The sequence below is a fragment of the bacterium genome (assembly GCA_023382385.1).
Lineage (GTDB): Bacteria > Electryoneota > RPQS01 > RPQS01 > RPQS01 > JABWCQ01.
In genome coordinates this window covers 643,604-669,974 of record JAHDVH010000002.1, presented here as the reverse complement: position 1 = coordinate 669,974, position 26,371 = coordinate 643,604, and the positions used below count along the sequence as shown (strand labels likewise).

30 protein-coding genes are annotated in these 26,371 nt (G+C 54.3%); 10 read left to right on the top strand and 20 right to left on the bottom strand.

Translation table 11 applies throughout. From position 1 onward, the window contains the following. Window positions 1-64: 64 nt before the first annotated feature. From KJZ99_07130 to rpmH, 18 genes are all read right to left on the bottom strand, one after another. Window positions 65-559: a DUF4396 domain-containing protein gene (locus tag KJZ99_07130; protein MCL4305671.1), complete on the bottom strand. Its 495-nt coding sequence runs from the start codon at window positions 557-559 to the stop codon at window positions 65-67. Continuing rightward, window positions 556-2,301: a carbon starvation protein A gene (locus KJZ99_07125; protein MCL4305670.1), complete on the bottom strand. Its 1,746-nt coding sequence runs from the start codon at window positions 2,299-2,301 to the stop codon at window positions 556-558. Before KJZ99_07125 ends, KJZ99_07130 begins: the two co-directional genes overlap by 4 nt. A 10-nt stretch (window positions 2,302-2,311) precedes the next feature. Then, on the bottom strand, window positions 2,312-3,289 hold the full coding sequence (locus KJZ99_07120; protein ID MCL4305669.1) for an NAD(P)-dependent alcohol dehydrogenase: 978 nt from the start codon (window positions 3,287-3,289) through the stop codon (window positions 2,312-2,314). A gap of 21 nt (window positions 3,290-3,310) precedes the next feature. Next, window positions 3,311-3,748: a GNAT family N-acetyltransferase gene (locus KJZ99_07115; GenBank protein ID MCL4305668.1), complete on the bottom strand. Its 438-nt coding sequence runs from the start codon at window positions 3,746-3,748 to the stop codon at window positions 3,311-3,313. 79 nt (window positions 3,749-3,827) lie between these two features. Continuing rightward, window positions 3,828-4,292 (bottom strand): DinB family protein, encoded by a 465-nt coding sequence (locus tag KJZ99_07110; protein MCL4305667.1) that lies wholly within the window; start codon window positions 4,290-4,292, stop codon window positions 3,828-3,830. Window positions 4,293-4,345: 53 nt separating this feature from the next. Further along, complete coding sequence (locus KJZ99_07105; GenBank protein ID MCL4305666.1) at window positions 4,346-5,272, bottom strand: c-type cytochrome; 927 nt, start codon at window positions 5,270-5,272, stop codon at window positions 4,346-4,348. 101 nt (window positions 5,273-5,373) lie between these two features. Beyond that, the gene (locus KJZ99_07100; GenBank protein MCL4305665.1) at window positions 5,374-6,297 is read right to left on the bottom strand and encodes a c-type cytochrome; all 924 of its coding nucleotides are present in this window, start codon (window positions 6,295-6,297) and stop codon (window positions 5,374-5,376) included. A gap of 40 nt (window positions 6,298-6,337) precedes the next feature. Beyond that, window positions 6,338-6,823 (bottom strand): hypothetical protein, encoded by a 486-nt coding sequence (locus KJZ99_07095; protein ID MCL4305664.1) that lies wholly within the window; start codon window positions 6,821-6,823, stop codon window positions 6,338-6,340. A 274-nt stretch (window positions 6,824-7,097) separates the two neighbouring features. Beyond that, the gene (locus KJZ99_07090) at window positions 7,098-7,706 is read right to left on the bottom strand and encodes an HAD-IA family hydrolase (protein MCL4305663.1); all 609 of its coding nucleotides are present in this window, start codon (window positions 7,704-7,706) and stop codon (window positions 7,098-7,100) included. Between the two features lie 60 nt (window positions 7,707-7,766). Further along, window positions 7,767-8,165: a preQ(1) synthase gene (gene queF, locus KJZ99_07085; protein ID MCL4305662.1), complete on the bottom strand. Its 399-nt coding sequence runs from the start codon at window positions 8,163-8,165 to the stop codon at window positions 7,767-7,769. Between the two features lie 24 nt (window positions 8,166-8,189). Then, window positions 8,190-8,765 carry a hypothetical protein gene (locus KJZ99_07080; protein MCL4305661.1) on the bottom strand — a complete coding sequence of 192 codons (576 nt, stop codon included), beginning with the start codon at window positions 8,763-8,765 and terminating at the stop codon, window positions 8,190-8,192. 13 nt (window positions 8,766-8,778) lie between these two features. Continuing rightward, entirely contained in the window at window positions 8,779-10,164 is a 1,386-nt protein-coding gene (gene mnmE, locus KJZ99_07075; GenBank protein MCL4305660.1) for a tRNA uridine-5-carboxymethylaminomethyl(34) synthesis GTPase MnmE, read from the bottom strand. Then, a complete protein-coding gene (locus KJZ99_07070; protein ID MCL4305659.1) occupies window positions 10,161-11,954 on the bottom strand; it encodes a DUF262 domain-containing protein in 1,794 nt (597 codons plus the stop codon). The genes mnmE and KJZ99_07070 overlap by 4 nt, the downstream gene beginning before the upstream one ends. An 8-nt stretch (window positions 11,955-11,962) precedes the next feature. Continuing rightward, a complete protein-coding gene (locus KJZ99_07065; GenBank protein ID MCL4305658.1) occupies window positions 11,963-13,129 on the bottom strand; it encodes a hypothetical protein in 1,167 nt (388 codons plus the stop codon). Between the two features lie 374 nt (window positions 13,130-13,503). Continuing rightward, window positions 13,504-15,267, bottom strand: coding sequence for a membrane protein insertase YidC (yidC, locus tag KJZ99_07060; protein MCL4305657.1), 1,764 nt, complete (start codon window positions 15,265-15,267; stop codon window positions 13,504-13,506). A 12-nt stretch (window positions 15,268-15,279) separates the two neighbouring features. Then, complete coding sequence (gene yidD / locus KJZ99_07055; protein ID MCL4305656.1) at window positions 15,280-15,510, bottom strand: membrane protein insertion efficiency factor YidD; 231 nt, start codon at window positions 15,508-15,510, stop codon at window positions 15,280-15,282. Window positions 15,511-15,541: 31 nt separating this feature from the next. After that, a complete protein-coding gene (locus KJZ99_07050) occupies window positions 15,542-15,802 on the bottom strand; it encodes a ribonuclease P protein component (GenBank protein MCL4305655.1) in 261 nt (86 codons plus the stop codon). 54 nt (window positions 15,803-15,856) lie between these two features. Continuing rightward, window positions 15,857-16,006, bottom strand: coding sequence for a 50S ribosomal protein L34 (gene rpmH, locus KJZ99_07045; protein ID MCL4305654.1), 150 nt, complete (start codon window positions 16,004-16,006; stop codon window positions 15,857-15,859). Window positions 16,007-16,576: 570 nt separating this feature from the next. On the opposite strand from rpmH, the gene dnaA reads away from it, so the two are divergent. From dnaA to KJZ99_07015, 6 genes are all read left to right on the top strand, one after another. Further along, entirely contained in the window at window positions 16,577-18,013 is a 1,437-nt protein-coding gene (dnaA, locus tag KJZ99_07040) for a chromosomal replication initiator protein DnaA (GenBank protein MCL4305653.1), read from the top strand. 242 nt (window positions 18,014-18,255) lie between these two features. After that, complete coding sequence (dnaN, locus tag KJZ99_07035) at window positions 18,256-19,371, top strand: DNA polymerase III subunit beta (protein MCL4305652.1); 1,116 nt, start codon at window positions 18,256-18,258, stop codon at window positions 19,369-19,371. A 128-nt stretch (window positions 19,372-19,499) separates the two neighbouring features. Then, window positions 19,500-19,781 (top strand): DUF721 domain-containing protein, encoded by a 282-nt coding sequence (locus tag KJZ99_07030; protein ID MCL4305651.1) that lies wholly within the window; start codon window positions 19,500-19,502, stop codon window positions 19,779-19,781. 48 nt (window positions 19,782-19,829) lie between these two features. Beyond that, complete coding sequence (locus KJZ99_07025; GenBank protein MCL4305650.1) at window positions 19,830-20,609, top strand: M48 family metallopeptidase; 780 nt, start codon at window positions 19,830-19,832, stop codon at window positions 20,607-20,609. 35 nt (window positions 20,610-20,644) lie between these two features. Further along, window positions 20,645-21,103 carry a hypothetical protein gene (locus KJZ99_07020; protein ID MCL4305649.1) on the top strand — a complete coding sequence of 153 codons (459 nt, stop codon included), beginning with the start codon at window positions 20,645-20,647 and terminating at the stop codon, window positions 21,101-21,103. 30 nt (window positions 21,104-21,133) lie between these two features. Continuing rightward, a complete protein-coding gene (locus tag KJZ99_07015) occupies window positions 21,134-21,337 on the top strand; it encodes a hypothetical protein (protein ID MCL4305648.1) in 204 nt (67 codons plus the stop codon). Window positions 21,338-21,476: 139 nt separating this feature from the next. On the opposite strand, the gene KJZ99_07010 is transcribed toward KJZ99_07015, so the two are convergent. Together KJZ99_07010 and KJZ99_07005 are read right to left on the bottom strand one after the other, a co-directional pair. Next, on the bottom strand, window positions 21,477-21,878 hold the full coding sequence (locus KJZ99_07010) for a prepilin-type N-terminal cleavage/methylation domain-containing protein (protein MCL4305647.1): 402 nt from the start codon (window positions 21,876-21,878) through the stop codon (window positions 21,477-21,479). A gap of 177 nt (window positions 21,879-22,055) precedes the next feature. Beyond that, the gene (locus tag KJZ99_07005) at window positions 22,056-22,478 is read right to left on the bottom strand and encodes a hypothetical protein (GenBank protein MCL4305646.1); all 423 of its coding nucleotides are present in this window, start codon (window positions 22,476-22,478) and stop codon (window positions 22,056-22,058) included. 232 nt (window positions 22,479-22,710) lie between these two features. Here KJZ99_07005 and KJZ99_07000 point away from each other — a divergent pair, with 232 nt between their 5' ends. The 4 genes from KJZ99_07000 (at window position 22,711) to KJZ99_06985 (ending at window position 26,359) form a co-directional block, all read left to right on the top strand. Further along, window positions 22,711-22,935 carry a hypothetical protein gene (locus tag KJZ99_07000; protein ID MCL4305645.1) on the top strand — a complete coding sequence of 75 codons (225 nt, stop codon included), beginning with the start codon at window positions 22,711-22,713 and terminating at the stop codon, window positions 22,933-22,935. A gap of 167 nt (window positions 22,936-23,102) precedes the next feature. After that, complete coding sequence (locus KJZ99_06995; protein ID MCL4305644.1) at window positions 23,103-24,227, top strand: hypothetical protein; 1,125 nt, start codon at window positions 23,103-23,105, stop codon at window positions 24,225-24,227. Window positions 24,228-24,364: 137 nt separating this feature from the next. Then, complete coding sequence (locus KJZ99_06990; protein ID MCL4305643.1) at window positions 24,365-25,018, top strand: hypothetical protein; 654 nt, start codon at window positions 24,365-24,367, stop codon at window positions 25,016-25,018. A gap of 126 nt (window positions 25,019-25,144) precedes the next feature. Further along, on the top strand, window positions 25,145-26,359 hold the full coding sequence (locus tag KJZ99_06985) for a DUF4935 domain-containing protein (GenBank protein MCL4305642.1): 1,215 nt from the start codon (window positions 25,145-25,147) through the stop codon (window positions 26,357-26,359). Window positions 26,360-26,371 lie beyond the last annotated feature (12 nt).

Below are 26,371 nucleotides of genomic sequence, written 5' to 3'. Positions count from 1 at the left end.
TATTTGTGTACGCGAACGACTCTGCTTCGCGCGGAAATTGCTCCACGTGAAACATTGCGAGTCGTTAATGTGCGTGACGAATCCCGCGCTTGGCGAACATATAATTGACGGGCAGCGCGGCGATGAATCCGGCGGCGAGCGCAAGCAGCATTCCGAGCCAGAAGATGCCATCGGTGAGATGCGCTTCCATGACGCCCGGAGTGTAGATTTCCGTCAAGACCTGCGCCGTCTCCATAACGAGAATGCTCAGGCCTTCAATCACCAGGACTTTCTTAGCGGCGGCGGCAAAACTATAGCCATGTTTCAACCACGGCACAATACCCAAGGCGAAGCCGCCGATGATTCCCATGATGACCGCGAGAATGATCGACGGCACCGGCTCCCAGTGTAAGGCGGTGGCGATGATCATGCCGGTGATTTCACCGATGCCACAGCCGAGCAGACAATGCCACGTCGCGCTAATGGCGAATGGCCAAACGGATTCGGTCTTCGGTGCGGTGTGTGTTGGCGCGTGCTCGTGGGAGTGATGATGTACGTGGTTCACTTTCGGATGCCTCATGCTGTTGTTTGCGGAACGTGCAGTGCTCCTACCGTGTCATCGGGTTTTGTAAAGATCTTAATTGCTTCCCATAATAACAACACTGCGAGCACGATTAACACGAGCGCAACCCACGGCACGAAGTTATCCGGCAGCGTGAAGCCGGTCGGCGTAATAAAACCACTGTTTACATATTGCAGCAAAGCCCAGCCGCTCATCAGATACATCACCAAAGTGGGGAGGCCGACGACGGGCCAGACCCAACGCGCACGATAGGTGCGATGGAGCCAGACGGTCAAGCCGAGCAGACCGATTGCCGCGAGCAGTTGATTGCTCGCACCAAACAAAGGCCAGAAGACGCGCCAACTCGGAATCACATTGCCGCTTCTGTCCGTCACCGTCTGCATGACGAAGAAGAACGGCACAAACGCGGTGATCGCTGTCGCAACATATCGTCCGAGCGCGCCCTGCCAGCCGAGCAGCTCCTGCAGGATGTAACGGCCCAGACGCGTGCAGACGTCGAGCGTGTCATAGACAAACGTCGTAAAAGCCATCAAGCCGAACAGCACTCCGAAGCTTGCGGGAATTCCGAGGACTTCCATGAAGCGGCCAAGTCCGAGCGCGTAGATGAAGTTCGGTTTGCCGCCGAGACCGGAAATCGCCTCCTTCGAAAGAATCATCACGCAGGCGAGCGAGACCACCGCGACCATCGCTTCGAGCAGCATCGAACCGTAGCCGACTTTCTTCGCGTCGAGTTCGTTCTTCAGCTGTTTTGAACTGGTGCCGCTGGCGATAATCGAATGAAATCCGCTGCACGCGCCGCAGGCGACGGTGATGAAGAGAATGGGAAAGAGCGAGGCCGTGCCCGCACCAGAGGGAACATTCCAGGCGATGAACGCGGGATACTGAACGTCGCTGCCGCTGAAGAGAACGCCGAAAGCTCCGGCCAAGAGCGCGGCGAACAGAAAGAATCCGCCCAAGTGTCCGCGCGGCTGCAGCAGAATCCACATCGGAGCGACCGCTGCAATGAAACAATATATAAGGAGAGCGACGACCCAGATTTTCTGCGCGGCGAGGTCGCTGACTCCAAACCAGCTCGCAATATCCAGCGGAAGATATTGGCCGAACCAGATGGCCGCTCCGACCAGCGGGAGGAAGATCAACGTGGTTGTGAGCAACGAGAGCTTGGTCATCCTGAGCACGAAGGCCATGACAATCGGCAGCGCGAGATAGAGCAGGGACGAGGTGGCGATGCCCGAGCCGCTGACGCGTTGGCCGTTTTCGAGAGTAATCGTTCCGACGAAGCTGCCCGCCACAATGTCGGTGAACGCGACTATTATATAGATCAGCGCGATCCAGACGAAAGCAAGGAAGAGCACGTAGCTGCGGCGCGTCATGTGTTCGCGCACGACTTCAGCAATCGAGCGGGCTTTGTGGCGAATCGAGGCGACGAGCGACCCGAAGTCGTGAATGCCGCCGATGAAGATCGCGCCGAGCAGAATCCACAATAAGGTCGGCAGCCAGCCGAACATCATGCCCGCGATGATGGGTCCGACAATCGGTCCGGCCGCGGCGATGGCCGAAAAGTGCTGACTCATCAGGAACTTCCAGTCAATCGGATCGTAGTCCACGCCGTCGTTGAATTCCACCGCCGGCGTTTTTCTGCTCCCGTCCAACCTGAGCAACCGTGCGAGCAGATTGCCGTAGGTCTTATAGGCCACGACGAGGATCAGCGCGGAGGTTAGAATGATCAGGAGGAGCATGGAGGATGTGCTATGCTATCTGAATCACGACTTTGCCGCGAGCGTGGCCGGTTTCGACGTAGCGAATTGCTTCGGCGGTTTCCCGCAATGGATAGCTCTTTTCAATCACCGGACGAAGCTTGCCTGCTTCGATGAGGTCTTTGACGGCCGTGAGTCTGCCTTTGTGAGGTTTCGACGCAACCAACTGCATCTTCTTTTTGCCGAACATTGAATGTAACGGAGCGAGGAACATCGCTTCCAACAGCAATTTGTTGCCGCCGCCAGCCATCGCATAGATACCGTTTGGCGCGAGCACTCGTTTGAAATCTCCGATCGGATAATAGCCGTTGATACAGAAGATCGCGTCGTAACGCTTGTCGCCCTGCGTGAAATTTTCCTGCGCATAGTCTATCACATGATCCGCTCCGAGTTCGCGCGCCTGCTGAAGATTGCGCGCGCTGCAGACGGCGGTGATTTCGGCACCAAGCGCTTTGGCGACTTGCACCGCATAGGTTCCGACTCCGCCGGCGGCGCCGTTGATCAGCACTTGCTGTCCCGGCTGAACCTTACAGATGTCGCACAAGCCGTAGTACGCAGTCACAGCAGCGAGGGGCACGGCAGCGGCTTCTTCGAAAGACAAATTGTGCGGCTTGGCAACCAGAAATTTCTCGCGTGCGCATTTGTATTCTGAGAATCCGCCCAATCCGTCATCGAAGACGTCGCCGAAGACTGCGTCGCCAGCTTTGAACTCGCGTACATTTTGGCCGACTGATTCGACCGTGCCCGCAATGTCTCCGCCGAGAATCCGGAACTTCGCTTTCGGCTTCGTCAGCCCCAACATGAACCGCACTGGAAACGGATCCGCCCGCAGCAGGTGCCAATCCGCCGCGTTCACGGAGGATGCGTGAATCTTAACTAATACTTCGTCATCCTTTGGTGTCGGCTGCGGGACATCTTCATACTTCAATTCATCCGGCGAACCGTAGTTGTAGAAGGTGATGGCCTTCATCGCATGTGCTCCAAGAAGCGGCTACAAGGTTTTCTTGTAGGTGATGTTGCGGTCCACTTCTTCAAAACCGAAGGACAGGTGCGCGGCGTGGGACTCTTCGTTGTCCAACCACGTATCGCTGGCGAGTTCCTGACAGCCGTGTTCGCGTGCCCACGCTTCGGCGGTGCGCATCAGGGCGTGGCCGACACCGCGTCGGCGGAAATTTTCCTCAACCCACCAACCCTCTATAAACAGGATAGAATCGCTCAAACAGCCATCGGCGCGATTGCACGTTTGCGCTTCGAGAAATCCGGCAATATCACCTTCCTCAGACTCCGCAATCCAGACGAGGTAGTTTGCCCGCGCGCTGAAGATTTGCATCTCCCGCTGATGCTCCTGCTCTGCTGTGTCGGGCCAGAGCTTGCAGCGCATGCGAAGCCAGTAGGGCTTATCGGAAGTTTTCAGGAGACGGATGTTCAAGAGACGGACATAGAATTCTACTGCGAATGTCGGAGTCGCGGCCTACTCTTGCTGCAGATACGCGAGAGAAATCAGATGGTCAGATCTGTTTTGTTCTAACTGCCTGGATGTAATCCACCCACGGCGGGGTGAAGCCTTCGGCGCGGAATTCGGCGTTGATCTGTCCGCGATGATGCGGCGCGTGCAAAACGAGATGCGTTAATATCTCGCGCACGGTGTTTGAGAATGCATCGCCCTGTGTGTTGACATATTTCACTTCGCGATCCAGATCCGCTTCGCGCAAGTTTTCAATAAACTCGCGCCAACGGTTTTCCAGCTCGTGAAAGTGCTCGTCGCATTCATATACCTCCCAATCCGGCCAAACGACGTGATTGAGCGGAGCATCCGTCATGCGGTCGAGCCAGAGATGCTCGGCGGCAAGAATATGCGCAAACCATATCACTGCGCGTTTCGGCGGTTGACCGCGCGTCATCAACTCTTCGAGAATCTGGCTGTTTGCCCAATGATTGTAGCGGAGCAGATGCTGGAAGTCGGAAATTGTCATGATCGGAGTGCCGAACGCGGGGGAACCGTGCGGTTCCCCCGCCATCCGGTTGTTTAGCGTTTAGCGAGAACGTCGAACCAGTTTGCGCTCGCGTCTTCCTTCGGCGAAAGCGTGCTCAGATAGTTCCACAGCGCCGCAACGTCGACGCTGTCGGCGAGTTTCGTAATGTAGGTCGGCATCGCCAGCGTATCTACCAAGGTTCCGTCCGGGCGAATTCCCGTCTGGAGAAAGTGCGCGAACGACTCGTGTGTGTAGTGTTTCAGATGTTTTGTGAGATTTGCCGCAGGCGGCCAGTTGGGGTCGCCTTCGAATACGGGGCCGCCGCTGTAGTTCGGTGCGTGGCAACCCATGCAGGCAATCTCCGCAAGGTATTTTCCATACTCGGCGGTTGGCGCAATTTCGGGGCGCACGGGACTCTTGAAGTTGTGATCGGTGACCGCCGCTTCGTTCACAAGGCCGCCTTTGACCAAGACCATCTTACCAATCGGTCCGAGCGTGAATGGCTTACGTTCGACATCCACCTTCGGCGCGACTTTCAGATATGCATAGATTGCGGCCAAGTCTTCATCGGAAATGCGATTCAGGTGGAAGCTTGGCATAACCAGTGCGCCGGTCTTGTCGCGCTTGATACCGTGACGGACAATCAGGTCAAGGTCTTGAATCGAATAATTCGCCGGCAGTCCGCCCTTGCCGAAAGTGATGTTCGGCGTGCTGTAAAAGGCGAAGGGGCCCATGTCCATTTCATGTCCGCTCAGGTCGGGCATGTGGCAACCCGCGCACGTTCCTACCGAAGCGACTAAATAGCGGCCGCGTTCGACGGTTGCGCTGTCACTTGGAACGTAAATGTTCTTGCCTTTTACATCCGGATAGGTTTGGCTCAAGATAGAGCCCGCCTTCCAGAAGATATAACCGGCATACGACACGGCGATCAGGATCAAGACACCGACAAGGATGCCAATCCACTTCAAAATGTTCTTCATGTTTCTCCCCTGCGAGACGTTGTGTTTTGTGGGTTGAGGTTATTCCGAGTTGTTTGTTCCTGGTTCAGACGTAGAACTAAAGATTGAGACTTGTGCGCGGGTTAGTTGGCCGAAAAGACGTCGGGCCAGCGCAGGCTTGCATCGTCCTGCGGTGCGAGTCCGCTGAAATAGGCCCACATTGCAGTAATTTCGACGTCGGCCAATTCACGATAGATATCGGTGGGCATCGGCCGCGTATCAATCAATGTGCCGTCATGCCGTTTGCCCGTGCGCATGAATGTTGCGAAGGACTCCGCATTGTATTGCTTGAGGGTCTTGGTCAGATTCGTCGCGGGCGGCCACGAAGGGTCGCCCTCAAAGACGGGACCGCCCGAGTAGTTCGGACCGTGACAGCCCATGCATCCGACTTCCGCGACATATTTTCCGTATTCTGCGGTCGGAGCAATTTCCGGTCGAGTTGGTTTGAACTTGTGATCCGCGACTTCGGCCTGCACCACGATGCCGCCCGTCGCAAGCGCAATCTTACCAACCGGTCCCAGTTTATAAGGTGGAATGGTTTTGTCCACCTTTCGTGTTGTTTTCAAAAATGCGAAAACCGCTGCGAGGTCTTCATCCGCCAATCGATTCAAATGGAAAGACGGCATCAGCATAGCCCCCGTCTTGTCGCGCTTGACACCGTGCCGCACGCTCAAGTCGAGGTCTTGAATCGAATAGTCCGCCGGCAAGCCGCCCTTGCCGAACGTAATGTTTGGATTGTTCATTTCCGCGAAGGGCATTGCGTCAATCGACTCCCCCCCAAGATTCCGGCCGTGGCAGCCCGAGCATCCGGCAAACGTTTCCGCCACGTAGCGGCCGCGTTCCACCGTAGCGCTGTCATCTGTAACGTAGATGTTCTTTCCGGACAACTCCGGATACGTTTTGCTCAGCAGGCTGTTTGCCTTCATGAATGTATAACCGCCAAATGCAACGATTAATAAGACCAATACACCGACGATTATCCCGATCCACTTCAATGCTTTCTTCATCGTTAATTTCTCCCGCAAAAGTTTGTTTAACTTAATGTTCTTACTCCAAGTAATCTGGAGCCTGTTCTGACAAGATTTCTTCAAGTTGGAAAGAGTGACGCAGCGGATGCATCACCGCATGTTCGAGCATGCCCTCGATCGCCATATCCTGACCCCAGCGGGACTTGTGCATGCCACTGAACGCATCTTCGGGAATGTTCGCGAGGGGTTCGCGCCATTTCTCAAGCAGGTGCTCAAGATATTCGTCGCAGTGTTCTTCGATCTCGTCGAGGGACGGAACTTCCGCGATGCCCGGATCAGGCAGATTGAGTTTCTCGCACATCCACGTCATGTAGCCGCGCGCGGAGCGCAGCACGTGACTGAGTAGATGATCAAGACTTTGGTAATCGGTGTCGGTCGTTTGCGGCAAGGTGATTTCCGCGGATTTGGAGGCCCACCAGATATCCAGAAAGTCCTGCATGAATTGCTCGTGCATCAGCACGCAGGCGCGCGCGCCGCGATATTTGTAGTGATCAAGTTCAGCCATGCGACCTCCGGTCGAGGTTAGATTTCTCCAATTTATTCAAGCCAGTAATATACGAATTTTGGACTGAATAATGCGAGTATTTGTGTCAGGTTCTGGGCGCAAGATTGTGGCCGTTGCGGGGCGACTGTGGTTTTTTGTCGTTTGTTTGACAATTGTATATATAACAATTATTTATGTGGTGTGTCGCGCAACAAAAAAAGACCCGAAATTCGGGGCCGTCTGATTGGCGAGCTGTGCGAGAATCTGAGGATTCTTTCGGGCGAGGCGGTCGGGTTTACGACACCAGAAGTCCAGGAATCTCGTGCATGTGCCGGATCACCCGCTGAACTCCGAGGTCGAGAAGTTTCTCCTCTGTACCGGAGGTGATGTGACGGCCGCCGGTGAAGCCCCAAACGGTCATGCCGGCGCTCAGGGCGGCAGTCGCACCGACCACGGAGTCTTCAATGACGAGACATTGTGATGGCAGCACATTATTCTGCTCGGCGGCATGCAGGTAGACGTCGGGAGCTGGCTTGGGGCGCGCCACCATCGAGACGGAATAGATGCGGTTCTTAAAGTGATGAAGCAGGCCGACGTGCGAGAGCATCATTTCAATTTCGTGCGGACTGCTGCTTGAGGCAATCGCTTTCGGCCTCGACTTCAACGCTTCGAGCACTTCGGCAACTCCGGCGACAGCTTCGAGTTCTTCGTTAAAGGCGCGCTCGACGCGGAGCTTCATTAAATCACGAAAGTCTGGAGGCAACCCCTCCAGACTTTTCAAGTAGTCCGGCGAACGCGTCGACAGTCCGACGTAGCGGCGGATATACTCTTCGACGGAGATGTGCTGTCCGAATTCGGCGCGCGTCTCCACTTCAATCCGCGCAACCAACCACTCGCTGTCCACGAGCACTCCGTCACAATCGAAGATCAGAAAATCAAAACTCAAAATTGAAAACGGGGCGGTCTATTTCTGCTTGTCTGAATATGCCGCCGAGATCGCGATGCCGCCGCGCGTGTTGAAGTGGACGGTGACTCTCGCTTCGCGCGGTTTGACAAACTTCATGAAATCCTTTCCGATATCCACCGCAAGATGCTCGTGAAAGACTCCGACGCCGCGGAAAGACTCCAGATAAAGTTTCAGCGATTTGGACTCGACCACAAACTTGTCGGGCGTGTAGACAATCTCAATCTGCGCGAAATCAGGTTGACCGGTCACCGGACAGAGGCAGGTGAACTCGGTGCAGTGCAACGTGACTTCGAGTGCGCCCGGCGAATGATTGGGAAACACTTCGAGCCTGCGCGAAGCCTTTGCCCTGCGGCCGAGGGACTTCAGAGATTTGGTGTCTGATTTTGTAGTGGGCACTCTTGAAGCGGGTGGGTAATCTAACTACTCAATTCCTTTGCCGAAATAGGACACCGGAGCTGCGGGCTCGGTGTTCAATTTCTTCAGATTGCTTAAGGCTTCCTCTACTTCGTAAGGCTCAAGTTCCTGAAAGGCTTCGGGCAAACTGTTAAACAATAACAGGCGCTTCTTGCTGACGATGCCCAACTGTTTTGCGCCGGAGCGCGTGCTGGTGTAGAGATAGACGTGCTTCGGCCAGATATTCAGATACGCGCCGATACGCATAGCGGTTTCATAGGCATACACGTCATTCAATCCGGGAATCGGGAGCACGGCGCGCTCAACAAATTCAAGGAGCGCGTCAAAAGTTTTGGCGGATTGCATCGCATCTAACAAGAGCACAAGTTTCTCTTCGGCGAGCTTGAACGCTTCATCCGTTCCACGTCTTGCCTGCCGGCCGCGCTTACCGTCAGAAGATGTTCCAAGCGCGGCGGCGCGCACTGCGGCTTCGAGTGAAGGCTGCGCGGCATACCACGAGAACTCTGCTTTATTGCGCGGACGATTTGACTCCTTGTAATTCTTGACGACCGATTCCAATACCGACTTGCTGAGCACAGCCACGATTACCTCTTTTCTATTTTCCAATACAAAACTGCGAAAAAATTCTGTCCAGCACTTCTTCGCCGATGGTTTCACCGGTGATTTCGCCAAGTGCGTTGGCCGCGTCACGCAGGTCGCTGGCCATCAAGGTCGGCTCATGCATCAGCTCGCGCGCGCGGCTCAGTGCGTCTTGCGCCCTGCGCAACGCGTCGTGGTGACGGGCTTCCGTGATGATCAGATCGCCTGCGGTTTCGAACTCTTCGGTCAGGCGGCGGGTCAGTTCGGCAAGCACCTCTTCCACGCCATCACCGTTTAATGCCGAAATTTGGAAGTGCTTGCTTCCTTCCTTATATAACGCGGCGGGCAGGGAGAATGATTCGCTTCCAACAATATCGCATTTATTGAGGACAATGAGGGCATTTTTCGAAGAAATTTCTGATAAAATCTCAGTTCCGGGCAGCGCGCCGGACACCGAATCCACCAAAAGTAGGATGATATCAGCACGGCTCAGCGCTTTTCGCGTGCGATCGATACCGATGGCCTCTATCTCATGAGAGGTCTCGCGGAGGCCGGCGGTGTCCTGAAAGATCACCTCGTGACCGCCCAGCTCCAAGTGAACCTCGACCACATCACGCGTCGTTCCCGGGTGCGGCGAGACTATCGCTCGCTCGTCCCCGACAATCCGGTTGAGCAGGGTGGACTTTCCGGCATTCGGCGCACCGACAATTGCCACGCGCAGACCTTCGCGTTCGAGGCGGCCACGAGCAAATGTGGAGGTAAGATGTTTTATTTTGTCTTGCAAATCTAACAAATCTCTCTTGCGCGACTCCCAAGACTGAAAACTCACGTCCTCTTCACTAAAATCCAGCTCAAGCTCCAACAATGCCAATAAATCCAGTATTTTACTGCGCATTTCTCGAATTGTTTCAGAGAGCTTTCCTGCCAATTGATTGACTGCGGCGCGGGCAGATGCTTCGGTTCTGGCGTGGATCAAGCCGGCAACTGCTTCTGCTTGGGCTAAATCGAGCTTGCCGTTCAGAAAGGCTCGCTCGGTGAATTCACCCGGCCGCGCAAGTCGCACGTGCAACGACAATATCAATTTTAATATGCGTTTAGAAGATATATTGCCGCCGTGACAGGAGATTTCGGCAACATCTTCGCCCGTATAAGAGTGCGGGGCACGAAAAAAGCTGATGACCACTTCGTCAATCAGCTCTTTGTTATTATTGACTATGTATGTGTGTCGAACAGTGTTTTCGGTGGGATTAATGCCCCGCTGTTCTGCTTCGAACGGCTTGCGAGGGGAAGACACTGCTCGGGCAACTTCCCAGGCTCTTGGGCCGGATACCCGGATGACGGCTATGCCGCCTACGCCGGGCGGCGTCGCAATCGCGGCGATCGTGTCGTTTGCGGGATTCACAGTTTGTGGAAGTACCGACGCATCTTCTCTGCCATAGCAGCTCGCCGATAATCGAGGAATTCACTATAACGAAGTGAATCCATTTCCACGATTTCTTCCGGAACGCAGTGGGTTGATAGGTTTTCCCGTAGTTCATCAAGGTCGTTAATTGCACCAAATGCAGCCTTACCGTTGGCACACGAGTCGAATAAAGCCTTGAAGTACTTATTGGGCGGCGCGTCGCCAATCGCAATGTTTATCTCGCTCTGGGTTACCGCATAATTCGCTATCTGGTTGTAGGCTGACTTTGGGTGCCCATCCTTCTTCAAGTAGTTCTTTGGAAAAATGTGGTGATAATCACCACGATTAAGAATCAGGTCAAGAACCGAAATGTCCCTTGACAAGAAGCCCTTGTCATTGAATTTGATTTGTGCGGCGCGAAAGACGCGAAAGGATGGTGACGTTGACGATGACGTAGCCATCTCTTGCGGTAGTTGAATTGCCCAGTATGAGTCCGACAGGGTTCCCGCCATAACTCCCTCGATGTACTTGTGAAATCCCTGTTGCTCAAACTGCCTTACGTCAAAATCTATTGTGCTTTCCGGTGAACCCGAATACCTTTGCGTCAGCATTGACATCACAAACCATTGGCGAACGAATGACTCGATTTCTGGCGCAGGCACATTACGCTTCCGAAGCAACAAGTAAAGTATATAAGAAACATTTAACGCATTTTGTGACCCTATTTGTGACGAATCCACAAAGCCAGCCGACCTTATGATCATTGAAAACCGCTTAAAATTCGTCTCGTTCATGAAATTGAGAATCCCAGCTCTCAAGCGCGAGAACGATTCTTCAGCTACTGACTCTTCGTAGAGCTTCGTCTCGAAATTACGGCCCGACAAAAGAGCGACCAAATCCTCCAGCCGACCCCTGCCAAACTCTGAGGTGTAGGCGACTCGCAACATATCCGTGTACGACGGATCGTATATGTCGTCGTTCTCTTGCTTCAGCCAAGACATTTTCTGAAAATAATCTGATCTAGAAAATTCCTTGTCCTTATTAGAAATAGTGTCGTAGAACTCGGGGGCGACCGCCAAGTGGCAGAAGTAGTCTATAGCCTTTCTAAGCACGTGTCCATCATATTGTTCTGTCGATGCGATTTTGGACATGGCGAAGTCTGCTTGACTCAGCTCTGTCCCCGAAGAATTGACTCGTATAAAGATCTCTGTTACTGTCTCAATTCCAAGATCTGCTTCCAGTTCTATCAGTCCTACCGTGTTGTTTGTAATCTGTTTTAGGGCTTCAAAGCTTTGAAATATTTCATCCTTCGAAACCCCGGGGTTTTTATCACAGTAATCTTGCACCAAGGAGAAGAAACCGGCGCCTTGCGCGAAAAGTTCGGAGATGTCCGGCAACCAACTCTTATCTTTCTTGATTGCCGAATTCGCCACCTCAAAGCGGCGGGTTACTGGATGATATGCTATTTGAATGCGTTCCGTTTCGTACTCACTGGTAACAACTTGGCGTCCAAGCAACGACGCCATCAGCGCGGTTACCCGCTGTTGACCGTCAATCAGAATTCGCTTTCCTGCCGATTGACTTCCGTCTTTCAATCGAACCGTTGGGTTGCGCCACGCTATCAGGTATCCTATAGGAAAGCCACAGAGCAATGAATCCAAAAGGTCGCGAACTTTCGTCTTATTCCAAACAAAGGGTCTTTGAATCTCGGGAATTGCTATCTCGCCGGACTTTACCCACGAAAGCAATGTTTCGATTGGTTGTTGGGTGACAGAGTATTTCTGTGCCATTTTCTCCCCTACTTCAATCTTTTTTTGACCGAGTCTATCTTCTCAACGAGTGCGGCGATGCTCTTGTCCACGTCGGCGAGCTTGTCTTCCTTTTCAGTGCGCCAGCCCGCGACCTGATCGGCAAACTCATCGGTGCGCGCGTTGGTTTCCATCTCGTTCAAGCGCGCAATCTGCTCTTCCAGCCGCACGCGGAAGTCGCGCATCTTCTCAAGTTTCTGCTCCCACTCTTCCAACAGACCGGAGGTGCGATCCTTCCAATTTTCAAACTGCTGTTTGCGTTCAGTGCGGTTGGCCTCGATGCGCGCCGCGGCGGCATCCCAGGCCGCGTCGAGTGCTTTGCGAATTTCGTTGCGCTGTTCGCGCGACAGCTCGGCATTGCGCTGCCACGGACGAAGCTCTTTGATCTTCTTATGACAATCGAAGGGATCGCCTTCTGTCGCAAGCTGCGTGCAGATCGCGATGTGCTCTTTTCCGTCGGCGTAGTTCTCCTCGCGGATCGCCTTGCGATGCGACCAGATGGAGTCGTCGGTGCTCTTCCAGAGTTTCCAGAGCGCTTCGCGGTCCTTCGGCGTCAGCTGCGCCGGCTGTTCCTTTGTGCCGGTGAACTCTTCGCGCACGGCTTTCATCTTGTCGGCCAGCGCATTAAAGTCGTCCGCGTATTTCGCGTTTGGTCCCGCCTGCTGCAGCTCGACCAGCCGTGCTTCGAGTTTGCCGCGCAGTTCGAGCGACGCGAGTTTCAGCTCTTCGCGTTCGATATTCTGTTGCGCGCGCACGTCGTCGCAGAGCGTCGAGAATTCCATCCACAGACGTTCGCGTTCCTCGTGCGGCAGCGGCTTCAGCGTTCTGAAGAGATTGCCGACCTCTTTGGCGTGCTCGAAAAATTCTTTATACTGGCGCTTGCCTTCGAGCAGGTGTCCACTGTCGAGGGCGCGAATCTCCGCGTCGAGCGTTGCAAGGTTGGCGGCGGCGGCCTGCGCGTCTTTTTCGTCGAGCGCTTTGACGGGCGGCGCGGGCTGCTCAGCGGAAGCAGGTTCTGCGGCGGGCTGTTCTGGTGTCAGCTCTACGGTTTCCTCTGCCGGAGCATCCGCTTCCGGCTGTTCCGGAGCCGCATCTTCAAGGGGTTTCGGTTCCGGTGTTTCGTCCGGTGTGTCGTTTTTGATCTCGTCGGTGGTCATGGGGTGGTGTCGTGTTTCAGTATTATTCTTTGAAATAGTCTGAGTCGAGCGGCGTTATCTTTTCGTATGGTATTCGGTTGGTCTTTCGCCCGCGGCGGGTTCAGGATTACTATGCGTAAAACGGTTCGCCACGACTTGCGGATGCTCCAACAATTTCTCTCGAACTGCGCGAAACCTCAACACAATTCAAGAAGCAATTCTCTGCGGAAACTTTTCTAACATTCGTCGCGTGTAATAGTTGAAACGCCAGGCACTAAGGCTACCCCATTAATTTGGACATGGCCAGGCCGGAGGGCAAAACCAATGTCTGGCGACTTCTTTGACGGCGCTTTCCTTATGGGAGCGCCGCTTTTTTGTTGCGAAGCGCGGTGCTTCTAATTCTTGCCCTTCCTCTTCGGCTTGTCTTCAACGACCACTGCGGCGGGGACGGCATCGGGAAGCTTGATGAGCTTCTGCTCGACAATCGCCCACAGATTGAACAGCGTGTAGTAAAGCGTCAGGCCGCTCGGGAAGTTGTTGAAGAGCACGAGCATCATCACCGGCATGATGTAGAGCATCATCTTCTGATTCGGATCGGTCAGCGTGGCCTTCGACATGAAATACTGCGACACGCCCATCACAATCGGCAGCAGGCCCACACCCGAACCGTAAAGCGGAATCGAAAAGCCGAGGTGAAAGATCGTATCGGGTTGACTCAAATCGCTGATCCAGCCGAAGAACGGCGCCTGACGAAACTCTATCGTCGACCGGAAGACGATGAACAGTCCGTAGAGAATCGGCATCTGAATCAGCAGCGGAATGCAGCCCGCCGCTGGATTGACGCCGCGCTCTTTGTACAGCTCCATCATCGCCTTGTTGACGGCCTGAGGATTCTTCGCGTGCTTCTCTTTGAGCGCTTCAATCTCGGGCTTCAGCATCGCCATCTTCTTCATCGCCACCTGCGACTTGCGCGTCAGCGGCCAGAGCACCACCTTGACAATGATGGAGAAGAGAATAATGACAATGCCATAATTCGCGATGAACTTGCCGAAGAAGCGCAGCAGCCACAACACGGCCAGCGAGAACGGCTTGACAATCGCCCAGCCCCAGTTCATCGTGTTCTCGAGGCCGACTTCAAAGACTTCGAGATTCTCTTTCTTGATCGGTCCCCAGTAGACGTGCACGCGCTGTTCGATCGCCGGACCTTCCCAGGCCAGTCGCAGCGTCGCATCATATAGATGTGGAACGGTGGGGTCGGCCGGCGCGCGCGAACGGCCCGACAGATCTGCGCCCGCCGCCGCTTCGGAAGGAATCAGCGCGGCGATAAAATACTTTGATCGAGTCGCGACAAACGACGTGCGGCCCGTAGCAGTGAAATCCACCTTCGGATTGTTGCCGAGTTTGATCTCCTCCAGTTCCTGTCCGATCTGTGCGTAGCTGCCGCCGAATTCAACATCCGAACGCGGATCCGGTTCCGTCGAAGGCACGCCGCCCTGCCACGTCAACCTGTATTCGCGCGTATCGGTTTGCGTGAAGCCATTAGCCTTGATGTTGAGTGTGAATCCGTATTGCGCGGCATCCACAATATAGAACAGCGTCAGCCGCTTGCCGTCCGGAGACTCGTAATTCAACTCGAGCGAATCGCGTCCGGAAGGAACAAACAGGCGCGGACGGCTTGCCTCAAAATAGAGATCGTGCAGCGTGGTCAGGTTGCGCGGACCCAAATCCAAATCCCACGTGCCGAGCGCCGGATCCAGTTTCTGGGCGGCCTGATGCAGATTCACCTGCGGACCGTTCTTGATCTCGTACGCTCTCAATTCATACGAAGTGACGCGACCGTCGGAGCCAAGCATCATCTTATAGAGCGGAGTTTCGATTTCCACGGCGGTGGCCGTGTAGGGCCGCGAGGGCTTGAGAAGAGTTGAATCGAAGCTCGCGGGATTCAGAATCGCCGAGCTATCCGCGGCCACGATTTCGGAAGTCGGCTTCGCTGCTTCATCTGCCGCTTTCTTGGCCGTTTCAGTCGGGGCGGTTTCGATAACTGTTTCAACTGGCGGGGTCGGCGGAGCGGGCGGGGCGATCAGCTTGTAGTAATATGGCAGGCCAAGCAGAATCAGGCCGACCAGCACCAGGGCGATGAGGGTATTGCGATCAAACACGATATTCTTTGGTTAGGTTGTTGTTCTTTTTGACTCTGGCACAAGGTCTACGCCTCCCGGGTGCCAGGGGCCGCATTTTACAATGCGTCGCAAAGAAAGTGTAAGTCCAACGACAAATCCTTTTTTCTTAAATGCTTCAATGGCATATTCTGAGCACGAAGGATGAAACCGACAACGACCGCCCAAATGCGGGCCGAGCGTCGCCTGATAGGCGCGGATCAATTGGATAACCAGCCAGGACAAGGGAGAAAAATGGGACTATGAAACGTGAAACTCAAAGGGTTTTCAGCCGTTCAGCCAGCCGATGCTCAAAGTCTTTCCAGTCGCTGATTTCGGCTCGAAACAGGCAGAAAAAGTGCGTTTCCTCGCGCCAAAGATGCTTGTTTAAGCGATAGAATTCTTTGAGTTTGCGCCGATGGCGGTTGCGCACGACGGCCGTGCCTACCTTACGCAGCGCGGAGCAGGCCAGCTTGCGCTCGGCCTGGCCGGGCAAAAAAAAAGAACCAGCTCCGGGAGTGTCCGGCGCTGGCCCAATTTGCGTACCCGTTCCAGCTCCGAACGGCCCGACAGGCGCTCGGAAGGGCGGAACTTAGTGTCGTTCATCCGAGACCGTCAAGCGCTTGCGGCCCTTAGCGCGACGACGGGCAAGCACCCGGCGTCCGTTCTTGGTGGCCATCCGCTCGCGAAAACCGTGGCGATTGCGGCGGCGGCGGCGCGATGGCTGGTAAGTTCTCTTCATGGTTCGAATTACCCTTTTATTTCAATTCTTTTCTTAACATTGCAGGCGAACCTGAAAAATATGCAAATCGAGTTATTTTGGCAACCGCTTGTTTATCGGTTCTTCTGAAACCCCAATAGTCAAGTGTTTGTTTTTGCTTGCTTGGTCTTTTCGTGCGGGAGATACCAAGAGGCGCGAATGCGAGAGTTTGGAAATCTGCGTTGTCCGACAAGAGTTAAGCGGCTACGTCGACTGCTCATTCTGTGGTTCGGTCGGGCTGGGCAGATCTTGCCAGTTTTCTTTGAACTGATTTGCGGGGAAATTATGACCGATGGGCCAAGTTGAAGACGAGTCTCGCCTCGGATTCTCGCTTGCCTCTCGAAATGACCCCAGTTCTCCACATCAGAGCACGTATTAACAACTCTCTAACGTTCGTAAGTATGAGTTAAAAGAGAAGTTATTCTCGTTGACAATCCTTGAGGATGTGCTATATTATGAGCCCGTCTCGGTTTGAACGGTCGTCTTCGGGGGCGAAGACGTGATTCTGCGTATCCTACTCTCTCCTGAAACTCCGAATAAAGTAACGTATCTATGGCCTCTGTAGATTCTCCGGCAGCAATCGAACTCTGGGCGTCCATTGTGTCTGCGGTCGCGCCGTCCGTTTCGGAAACTACCTTTAGTTCGTGGATCGAAACGCTGAAGCCTGAGAAACTCGAAGATCGCGTGCTGACATTGTTAGCCCCTTCGAAGTTTCATCGTGAGTTCGTCGAAGAACACTTCGTGCCGGGCTTGGAAGCTGTTGCGCTGGAAAATACCGGCGAACCAATTCGCGTGCGCGTGCGCGTGCAGGGTTCGGGTGAAATTCCGCGTCAACGCAATCTGCGCTTCACGCCGCCCGCATCTCCAGAGGCTCCCGTTGCGGAAGCCAATGGCCATCATTCCCGCAGTGCCAGCGTAGCCGAAGCCGCCGCAGAGGCCAATCTCAATCCCCGCTATCGCTTCGAGAACTTTGTGGAAGGCGATTGCAACAGTTTTGCGCGCGCGGCCTGTCTTGCTATTTCTGATTTATCAAGACCTACTCTCTGGAATCCGCTGTTGATCTACGGCGGCACTGGGTTGGGCAAGACTCATCTGCTGCAGTCGATCGGCAACCGCGTATTGTCAGTGCGACGCAATGACGGTATCCGCGTTCGTTATGTCTCTTCCGAGCGTTTCACTCAGGATTTTATTCAATCTGTGCGGCTGCAGCAAAGCTCGGACTTCACGGATAAATACCGCAACGTGGATCTCTTATTGGTGGATGACATTCAGTTCTTCGCCACGAAAGAGCGCACGCAGACTGAATTTTTCCACGCCTTTAATGCGCTGCATCAGAGCGGCAGGCGGATTGTGATGACGTCGGATCGTCCCGTGCATGAACTGGCGGGATTTGATGAACGGTTGATTTCGCGCTTTGATTCCGGGCTGGTCACGAACGTCAACCCGCCGACGTATGAAACGCGCCTGGCGATTCTACAGGATCGCGCGAAGTTCGAGAATTTCCCGTTGCCTTTAGCTGTGGCGGATCTGTTGTCTACTCACATCACCAGCAATGTTCGTGAGTTGGAGGGTGCGTTCGCGGCTCTGGTGGCGCATTGTCAATTCGGCCGCGTGCCTGCGACACTCGAACTTGCGCAGCGCGTGATTCAGGAAAAAACCGGTCGCCGCATGGGCCGTCCACCGGTTGAGCTGATCCAACAATCTGTTGCCGATTATTTCCGAGTCAGTCAGGATGCGCTGCGCGGCAAATCGCGTAAGAAGGAAATTGCTTACGCGCGGATGATTGCCATGTATCTAATGACGGAATTGACGGAACATTCTTTGAAGGCCATCGGCGGACTATTCGGCGGACGCGATCATTCCACTGTCATTCATGCGCGCGATACGATTGCCGAACAGCGCAAGACAGAAGATGTGCAAACGGTTGCCGCTTTGAACGATCTTGAACGCAGACTTTCGCTCGGACCGATTGTGCGGACAAGTATGTGAATAGCAGTCCGCAAACCTGTGGGCAAGTGCGTTCACGGAGTGAATAGCGTTTAAAGCGGCACAGAGTTTCGGAGACTACGGACACAGAGGGGATAAGTGAAGGCGGACATGCACTCGGTTATCGGCACGACAGAGTTCAGAGAATCCAAGCAGTAAGCGCAGTTGTCCACGAATTCACGCCCTCTACTACTACAACCATTCTTTTATAATCTCTCTCTCATCTCTCGGATCAGAATACTTCCATGAAATTTTCCGCTCCACAAAGCAGCTTGGCACAAGCCTTAGCCCCGCTCGCAACGGTCGTTCCGCAAAAAAGCCCCATGCCGGTGTTGTCGCATTTTCTTGCGGAACTCAAGGGTAATCGACTCGTGCTGACGGGATCGGACATCGAAGTCACGATGCAGACTGAAATAGAAGTGCAGGGTCAGAAAGACGGACGCACGTTACTGCCGTCGCGCAAATTCCTTGATCTCATGCGCAGCTTACCTGATGTGACGGTGACGATTGAAGCGAGCAAGGAACATCGCATTACCATAACCGACACGGAAGGCAAGAAGTATCAATGCTCTGCCGAGTCGGTGGACGTCTATCCGCAAGTGCCGCAACTCTCGGAAACACAAGTGTTCAAGATGCCGCGCCAGAAATTGCGCCGGATGATAGGTAAGGTGTTGTTTGCTGTGTCTCGCGACGAATTGCGTCCGCAGTTGACGGGTGTCTGCCTCGAACTTTCCAAGCAGCATTTCCGCTTAGTGTCGACAGATGGGCATCGTTTGGTGAAGATCACCGCGCCGTCTAACGGGTTCAAAGGGGATCCGCAAACGGCTATCGTGCCTGCCAAAGCGATGCAGGCCGTGCAGCGCATCAGCGAAGGGGAAGGCGAGGTGGAAATCGGATTTGCAGGCTCACAATTAGGCTTTCGTGCAGGGAACACGACGTTGATTACGCGCTTGATTGAAGGCCGCTATCCGAACTATGAAGCGGTGATTCCGTCAGAAAACAAGAATGTTTTGACGGTGGGATTGGACTCGCTGTTATCCGCAGTGCGCCGCGCAAACGTCTTCGCAAACGAGATTTCGCGGCAGATTCGTGTGCATCTGGAAAAGCAGGAGATGCAAATCAAAGTGGAAGACATCGAGCAGGGCAACGAAGGCTACGAAAGCGTGCCCTGTGAATACTCCGGCGAGCCGATGGACGTCGGATATAATGCAAACTATGTCTCGGACATGCTGCGGCAAATAGACACGACGGACGTGCGGTTTGAGCTGGGCTCATCCACCTCCGCGGGCATCGTGAAGCCGACTGAACAGGAAGAAAATGAAGACCTGCTGATGCTGATCATGCCGGTCCGGCTCAACTGAAGGCCGCGGCAGAGACTCGTTCGAGAACATTGGCGGGCTATTAGCAACCCTCGGCGTGCGGCGCCGGGGGTTGTGCTTTTCTGTCAAAAAGCACTTGAGAATGGAACAGGAAGTTGTAAATTATAGATATGAAGACCATCCCCATCAATAAGATTCTCGATTCCCTGCTGCGCGACAAGAAGTATCAGAAAGGGTTGCGCCTGGCGCAGATCGAAGAGCATTGGGTGGAAATCGTGGGCGAACAGATTGCCAAATATGCGCACGTTCAGGGGTTGGAGCGCGGGCGGCTGATGGTGCTCTGCGACCACGACGTCTGGCGGGCGACGCTGCACCACACCAAACCCGAACTGCTTGGCCGGATCGAACAAGTGGTCGGCAAGGGCGTGGTAAAAGAGATATTTCTGAATTAGCGTGATTCCCCGGCGCGCGACGACGGAACAATCATAAGGGAGAAGAACATGAAGAAGCTTGGATGGATAGGAGCACTGTTGGCACTGGCGTTGGTCGTCACGTGCTATACCAACCCCGAAACGGGACGTAAGGGATTGATGCTCTTGAATTCGTCTCAAGAGGCGCAGCTCGGATTAACAGCCTTCAACGATATCAAAGCCAACACGCCGCGCACGACGGATTCCGCGCAGCAGGCGCTGGTGGAAAAAGTCGGACGCAAGATTTCCGGCGTTGTGAGATTGCCCAACGCGCAGTGGGAGTATGTCTGCTTCAAGTCGGAGGTGCCGAACGCTTTCTGTTTACCCGGCGGAAAAATCGGTATCTACACAGGTATCCTGCCGATTACCAAGAACGAAGCCGGCTTGGCCGCGGTGATGGGACACGAAGTCGCGCACGCCACCGCTCGGCACGGCGGAGAGCGTGTTAGTGAACAGCTCTTGATTCAGCTGGGCGGCGTCGCGCTCGATATTGCGTTGTCGAACAAGCCCGAAGAGACGCGACAGATTGCGCTCATGGCTTACGGCGCGGGCACCACGCTGGGCCGCACGCTGCCGCATTCGCGCTCGCAGGAGCTTGAGGCCGACCGCATGGGCTTGATGTATATGGCGCGCGCCGGATATGACCCGCGCGAAGCGGTGAATTTCTGGAAGCGCTTCAAGGAATATAAAGACCCGGGCGGAAGCGTTCCGGCATTTCTCTCAACTCATCCAACCGATGAGCGGCGCATCAAACAGCTCGAAGAATTGCTCCCCGACGCCATCAAAGAGTATGAAAGAAGAGGGAAATAGGATGAATATAAGTGAAACGAAAACGGGAGAAGTTGATGAATAAGTTTCTGGGCGCAGTTGTCACACTCATGCTCGTCGCCTCGCTCTGGCCGCGGACGGAAGTCACGCGCTATGACCTGCCGCTGGTGACTGCGGGAGCAAGCGAAGAACGCGAAGAAGAAATCAAAACCGCCAGCGCGTCGTCGGGGGACACCACAGCAGGGCTGCCGTGGCTGCATGTGGTTGTGGAAACCAAATACGCGTGGATCTATCAAAAGTCTATCGGAAAAGCCTGGACCACCGCCTCACGCGATGATTCCACTCGCGTCCCCGTCGGCAAGCTGTGCATGAAACTCGAGGCCTACAAGAAACACGAAGTCTGCTGGGCCGACACGTCCTATATAGAACTGGAAGACATGAAGCGCCGCGTCGCCGTCAAAAAGCGCAAAGCTGTCGTCACGGCGTGGGCGGAAAATCCGTCGCTCGCGCGCACCTCAGTTGAAATGATGCCGTAGCAGGATGCGGCGAAGCGAGAAAGCGGAAGTATGAAAACCGTTGTGACGGTCGCACTAATCACGGCGTGGGCATTGCTCGAATTCTGGTGGTGGCGTCAGGAAAAACGACGCGCCGCCCAGCCGGAATTCGCAAGCAAGTTTGTTGTGTTGCGCAGGGTATATTATCTGGCGTTGGTCGGGCTGGTCGCGGTCGGTGTCTGGTGGATGGCCACGAGTGGCTGGGCACCGGCCTGATGTGCGCGTCCCCTCCAGGATGGAGGCGGAACACCGTGGGCACAATAGATGACTGAACTGAAAGAGCGACTCAATCGAGTCGCTCTTTGCAAAAGAGTGTGTGCGCAGCAGCGCACGAAACGGTGCTATGGGGGGGCACCTACTGAACGGCGGCGCCGTTCGGATCGGCCACTACGGCCGTATTGCGGTGATCTGTGGCAACGACTTGTATTTCGTAGCTCTCCCCGCTGTTGATGGGTGAATAGCTGAAAGAAGTGAAATTCTGGCCGTCCGGCAATATCATGTAGTCATTCCCCGCCGGGTCAACCAAGGCGGAGACAATGGCCGACACGTTGGCAAAACTCTGATCCGGAAACATGCCGTAGTCGATCTCGTAGACCGCGAGTGCCTTGCGGAAGTGGTCCACATCGGAGACCGCCGCCGTCACGCTCGCACGGTCGCGTGCTTCCAGAAAACGGGGAATCGCGATTGCCGCGATAATGCCAAGCACAAGTATCACGACCAGCAACTCAATCAAGGTGAATCCGCGTTGGTGCCGCATATGGGGTCTCCTTCCCAAGGTTCTGCTCCGGAAAAAGCAACCAAAGTGCCACAGGAAGAAAACTGTTTTTATTTGATTTACAAAGAGCAGAAGACCCGCCCTCCGGACGAGTCTTGGTGTTGTGCAAGGGCGATTTGCAACCTGCGCGAAAACAGGTTGCCACAGGCTTGGCGAAACTCAACCCTCGGGCTGAGCAGAAACCGTTGCGGGATTGGCGACGATCGGTGTATTTTTGCGGTCGCGGGCCTGAATCACGATGGTATAGCCATCACCATCCGGCGCGGGAACATAGCTGAAGCTGATATATTCCGTATCAGACGGCAGCTTGAGATACGGTCTGCCATTGGGGTCGCGCAGTTCGCCGACAAACTGAAAGGGGTTGGCAACGCTGTCGGCGGGAAAGCGGCCGTAGTCTATTTCAAAGGAGGCCAGGGCCTGCCGGAATCGATTGGCATCCTGCAGGGCCGAAGCGACCAACGTGCGGTCGCGCAAGGATATTAAGTGACCGGAAATCAACACGATAAACACGATTGCGCTGAGCGCGCCGACCCAAATTTGGGCCGTCCGTGTGGTGGTAAGTTGGTTGAAGTTCTGAGCCATGAGCCTATCCTCCGTATGTCGAATCGCGCAAGCCTACTAAGTATATTCGCAATATTTATTCCCAACCCTTGCAGTTGTAATAAAAGGCTGAAAATTCGTATATTTATCGGATTTAGGTGTGGTGAACCGAGCGGGAATTGCACCACCGGATTTGGGGATTTGAGCCGGCGGATTAGAGCAAATGATCAAGTGGTTCAGCTCGTCATTAGCCATAATGCAAGGAGCAAGCGTCATGAAGAAGATTCCAGCGAACAGGAAGTCTGCGCTGAAGCCTAAAGCGAAAACCACAAAGGCAAAAAGTCCAATAGATGACGTGCCGTTTCCCGATCCGTGGGGTCCGATGCTGGTTCCGGAATCCGAGGATTTCAATCCAGAGCTGCTGAATGATTGGGAAAAGAAGGCATATCAGAATTATCTCGATTGGCAGTTCTTTAAAGCGATGATGAGTCAACCGTAGAAGAAAAACAGGAGCATCCACAAAACAACACACACACACGCAGGCAGGGCCTGCTCCGGAAGAACCGGTAAGTAATGGCGGACAGCGAGCCGCCGCTTCAATTCGGAATGGCGCGGACAGAGAGCCGCACCGAAACATTTCACGGTTTCAAAACAAGGAGTATGATTATGACCCTCGAACAGCAAGTCAAGCTGTGGCACCTTTCCACGCAAACCAGTTTTTGTCATTGGTGGGCGCGCGGTTATCACTATGTCGAAGTGCCTTCGATGGTGCGCGCGTCGGGAGCCTGCGAGTTTGTGGATTCTCTGATGGAAGCGTCGCTCGATTCAAGTTTGAATTGGGCCGCGCAGCCGGTCTTTCTGAAACAGACCGGACAGCTGCACCTCGAAGGTGCGCTCGGACTCTTTCCCAAAACATTTACGGTCGGCAGAAGTTTTCGCGGCGAGCGGCACAATCCCTCGGATGGCCGCCACTGCATGGAGTTCAGCCTGCATGAAATCGAATTCACAGGCGAACAGACGGAACTCTACGGCGCACTGCTGCAGGAGATTCAGGGATTCGTGCAGGCGCTGGCCTCGAACATCAGCGCGCACGCGCACGAACTCGGTATCAGCAACGCGCACGCGAAGAAGCTGCACAAGTGGGCGACGACGCCGTTTGCGAAGCTAACCTACGACGAAGCGATTGCCGTGCTGAAGAAAGACGGCGAAGCGATTGAGTGGGGAATGGACTTCACGCATTGGCAGGAGCTGAAGCTCGCCGAGATGTATGGTCCGGTCTTTCTGACGAAGTTCCCCGACCCGATGTGGGAGCATCCGGAACTCGAAGGTCGCGAGTTGCGCGTGATCAAGTTCTTTAACATGTATCCCGACGGCAAGGGCCGCATCGACAGCGCAGATTTGATTCTGCCCGGCAGCGGCGAGTCGGTGGGCGCGGCAGTACGTCTGCATCTGCTCGATTTGCTCAAGGAGCGTCTGACGAATTCCATCATGTTCGAGCATCTGGTGTCGCGCCGCTTCGAGTGGTTTGCGCGCGCCGGCAAGAACGTGACCGAAGGCGAAGTGGAAGCTTCGGTGCTGGCGGACTTCGCGCCGTATATCGAGCAGGTGTCGAGCCACGCGCTGCCGCACGCGGGCTGCGGATTCGGCATGAACCGGATTCTGCAAAGTCTCGCCGGCAAAAAGACGATTGAAGAGATTGACGCCTTCCCTGTGACGTTTGCCAATTTCCAGGCCGCCGAAACAGTTGAGCACATGGAAGCCGCGCGCGAGGGCGTTCTGGTCGAAGCATAAGGACGCCGGCCTTGCGGGTTTGCCTGCGCGAACAAGCAGAATCCCGCAATGGAGAGAGCGATGAACTTTCGCTGCGCGGGTGGAGCGATTCCCTCTGCTTCACCCGCGCGGCGAGCAATTATTCAGGGGAGTAGAATTTGTTTATCGGGCACTATGGCGTCGCGCTGGCGGCGAAGAAAGTTGAGCCGAAGATTTCGCTCGGCTGGCTGTTCGTCGCCACACAGATAATTGATATTCTGTGGACGCTGTTTATTCTGACAGGCCTCGAACAGGTTGAGATTCGTCCCGGATATACGGCGGCGAGTCCGTTGAATTTCATTTCCTATCCGTTTTCACACAGTCTGCTGATGGCGGTTGTGTGGAGCGTGCTGGTGTATGGTGTTGCGCGGATGGTGTGGAATGCGCGTGCGGCGCTGATTCTCGGCGCGGTCGCGCTCTCGCATTGGTTTCTGGATGTGCCGGTGCATCTGCCCGATCTGCCGCTGGCGTTCGGCGATTCGCCGATGGTGGGACTTGGGTTGTGGAACAGCAAGATCGCCACAGTTGTATTGGAGGGCGCGCTGTTGCTCGGCGGTTTGTGGGTCTACCTGCGCGCGACAAAACCCGACGGGAAACGCGGCAGATGGGGAATGATTGTCTTGTGCCTGCTTTTGCTCGGCACCTTCGCGATGACGACTTTTTCGGGTGAAGCTCCGCCCACCACGACGGCGCTGGCGGGCACGGGCCTGGCGATGTATGTCGTCTTCAGCTTAGTCGCGGCATGGCTGGACAAGAGAAGAGTGGCGGTGTAACGCGATTCAGAACATCCAAGTAATTTGCACCGAACCACGCAACGCACTGCCCGCTCACTATGGCGAGCGACTGGCGAAGCCTGTGCTGTTCGGTTCGCAGGTGCGCTCAACACGGAGTGAAGATAATTGAAAAACCTCTTCAGGGGTTATTATAGGCCAAGCGAGGCAGAGTTCGAAGAACTTTGGAAAAACGCAATTATTTCATTTGATGCCAATGCACTTTTGCAATTCTACGCATACACTTCTGAGACACGAGAATTGTTCTTCTCTGCAATGGACAAATTGCAGGCTCAGCTCTGGCTCACACATCAAGCGGCTTTCGAGTACCAGAAGAATAGAATCAAGACAATCGTCGAACAGTTGGATCATTACAAGGCGATAGACCAAAAGTTAGGCGATTTCGGCAATAGTCTTAAGGAGCTGTTAGACAAGCGCAGGCGCCATTCGATGCTTAACCCTGACGAACTTCAGTCGTCTTTTGCCAGGACACTCGATGACCTGAGAAGAAAGATTGTAGACGCCAAAACGAATCATCCTGAAGACCTTAACAACGACGAACTTCGCACAAAACTAGACCGATACTTCGAGAAATCTGTTGGTAGCCCTTACGATGAAAAAACCCATGCAGAAAAGATAAAAGAAGCGATGGAAAGATTGGGAAAAGGGATTAGGCCAGGCGTTACAGATACCAAGAAGGGTAATGAGCGAGCGGCAGGAGATGTTATTATTTGGTTCCAACTGATTGACAAGGCAAAATCAGACAAAAAACCAACAATTTTTGTGACAGAAGAAAACAAGGATGATTGGTGGCAGAAGATAGACAAAAATATTGTTGGACCTCATCCACAACTCGTTCAAGAGTTTGCCGAGACCACAGGTCAACAAGTATGGTTTTATCAGAACGACCAATTCATAGAGTTCGCGACAAAGCACATTGAAGCGCTTTCTGACAAGGAATCGTCTGTTGAGGCGGCCACAAGGGAAGTGCGAGAAGTCAGGCAAGAGGTCACCGAGCGAAGAGCGCAAATGAAAGATTGGGAAGAGAGAATGCGGGCGTTAATTCCACAATTGGGCCAAGACCACGCAATCTTAGAAGCACAAAAAGCCACTTTGGCCAATAAGTCTATTATAAAGTTTCTCGAATACGTTAAAACCCAGTCGCATAACGCCGATATTGAAGCCGTGCGCGCTGCTCTTCGGCAAGTAGAACGGGACCCGAGCATGGTGACAATGCAAGCGCTGAGGCAGTTCTTAGATAGAATGCGTGATGAACAACGTCACAACCGCAACCTCGGCGAGTCCGATGAAGCTTCACCCGGCGATACGGCGAACGATGAGTAAAGTTGGGTAACA

Bases quoted from the DNA above. Each gene is read 5' to 3' on its own strand.
- KJZ99_07025 (MCL4305650.1), top strand. From the start codon at position 19,830: ATGAAGAAGCTTGGATGGATAGGAGCACTGTTGGCACTGGCGTTGGTC.
- KJZ99_07030 (MCL4305651.1), top strand. From the start codon at position 19,500: ATGAAGACCATCCCCATCAATAAGATTCTCGATTCCCTGCTGCGCGAC.
- KJZ99_07095 (MCL4305664.1), bottom strand. From the start codon at position 6,823: ATGGCTGAACTTGATCACTACAAATATCGCGGCGCGCGCGCCTGCGTG.
- KJZ99_07070 (MCL4305659.1), bottom strand. From the start codon at position 11,954: ATGGCACAGAAATACTCTGTCACCCAACAACCAATCGAAACATTGCTT.
- KJZ99_07120 (MCL4305669.1), bottom strand. From the start codon at position 3,289: ATGAAGGCCATCACCTTCTACAACTACGGTTCGCCGGATGAATTGAAG.
- KJZ99_07015 (MCL4305648.1), top strand. From the start codon at position 21,134: ATGAAAACCGTTGTGACGGTCGCACTAATCACGGCGTGGGCATTGCTC.
- KJZ99_07110 (MCL4305667.1), bottom strand. From the start codon at position 4,292: ATGACAATTTCCGACTTCCAGCATCTGCTCCGCTACAATCATTGGGCA.
- KJZ99_07005 (MCL4305646.1), bottom strand. From the start codon at position 22,478: ATGGCTCAGAACTTCAACCAACTTACCACCACACGGACGGCCCAAATT.
- dnaA (MCL4305653.1), top strand. From the start codon at position 16,577: ATGGCCTCTGTAGATTCTCCGGCAGCAATCGAACTCTGGGCGTCCATT.
- KJZ99_07020 (MCL4305649.1), top strand. From the start codon at position 20,645: ATGAATAAGTTTCTGGGCGCAGTTGTCACACTCATGCTCGTCGCCTCG.
- KJZ99_07000 (MCL4305645.1), top strand. From the start codon at position 22,711: ATGAAGAAGATTCCAGCGAACAGGAAGTCTGCGCTGAAGCCTAAAGCG.
- KJZ99_07125 (MCL4305670.1), bottom strand. From the start codon at position 2,301: ATGCTCCTCCTGATCATTCTAACCTCCGCGCTGATCCTCGTCGTGGCC.
- dnaN (MCL4305652.1), top strand. From the start codon at position 18,256: ATGAAATTTTCCGCTCCACAAAGCAGCTTGGCACAAGCCTTAGCCCCG.
- KJZ99_07065 (MCL4305658.1), bottom strand. From the start codon at position 13,129: ATGACCACCGACGAGATCAAAAACGACACACCGGACGAAACACCGGAA.
- KJZ99_07105 (MCL4305666.1), bottom strand. From the start codon at position 5,272: ATGAAGAACATTTTGAAGTGGATTGGCATCCTTGTCGGTGTCTTGATC.
- KJZ99_06995 (MCL4305644.1), top strand. From the start codon at position 23,103: ATGACCCTCGAACAGCAAGTCAAGCTGTGGCACCTTTCCACGCAAACC.
- KJZ99_07100 (MCL4305665.1), bottom strand. From the start codon at position 6,297: ATGAAGAAAGCATTGAAGTGGATCGGGATAATCGTCGGTGTATTGGTC.
- rpmH (MCL4305654.1), bottom strand. From the start codon at position 16,006: ATGAAGAGAACTTACCAGCCATCGCGCCGCCGCCGCCGCAATCGCCAC.
- KJZ99_07010 (MCL4305647.1), bottom strand. From the start codon at position 21,878: ATGCGGCACCAACGCGGATTCACCTTGATTGAGTTGCTGGTCGTGATA.
- KJZ99_07130 (MCL4305671.1), bottom strand. From the start codon at position 559: ATGAGGCATCCGAAAGTGAACCACGTACATCATCACTCCCACGAGCAC.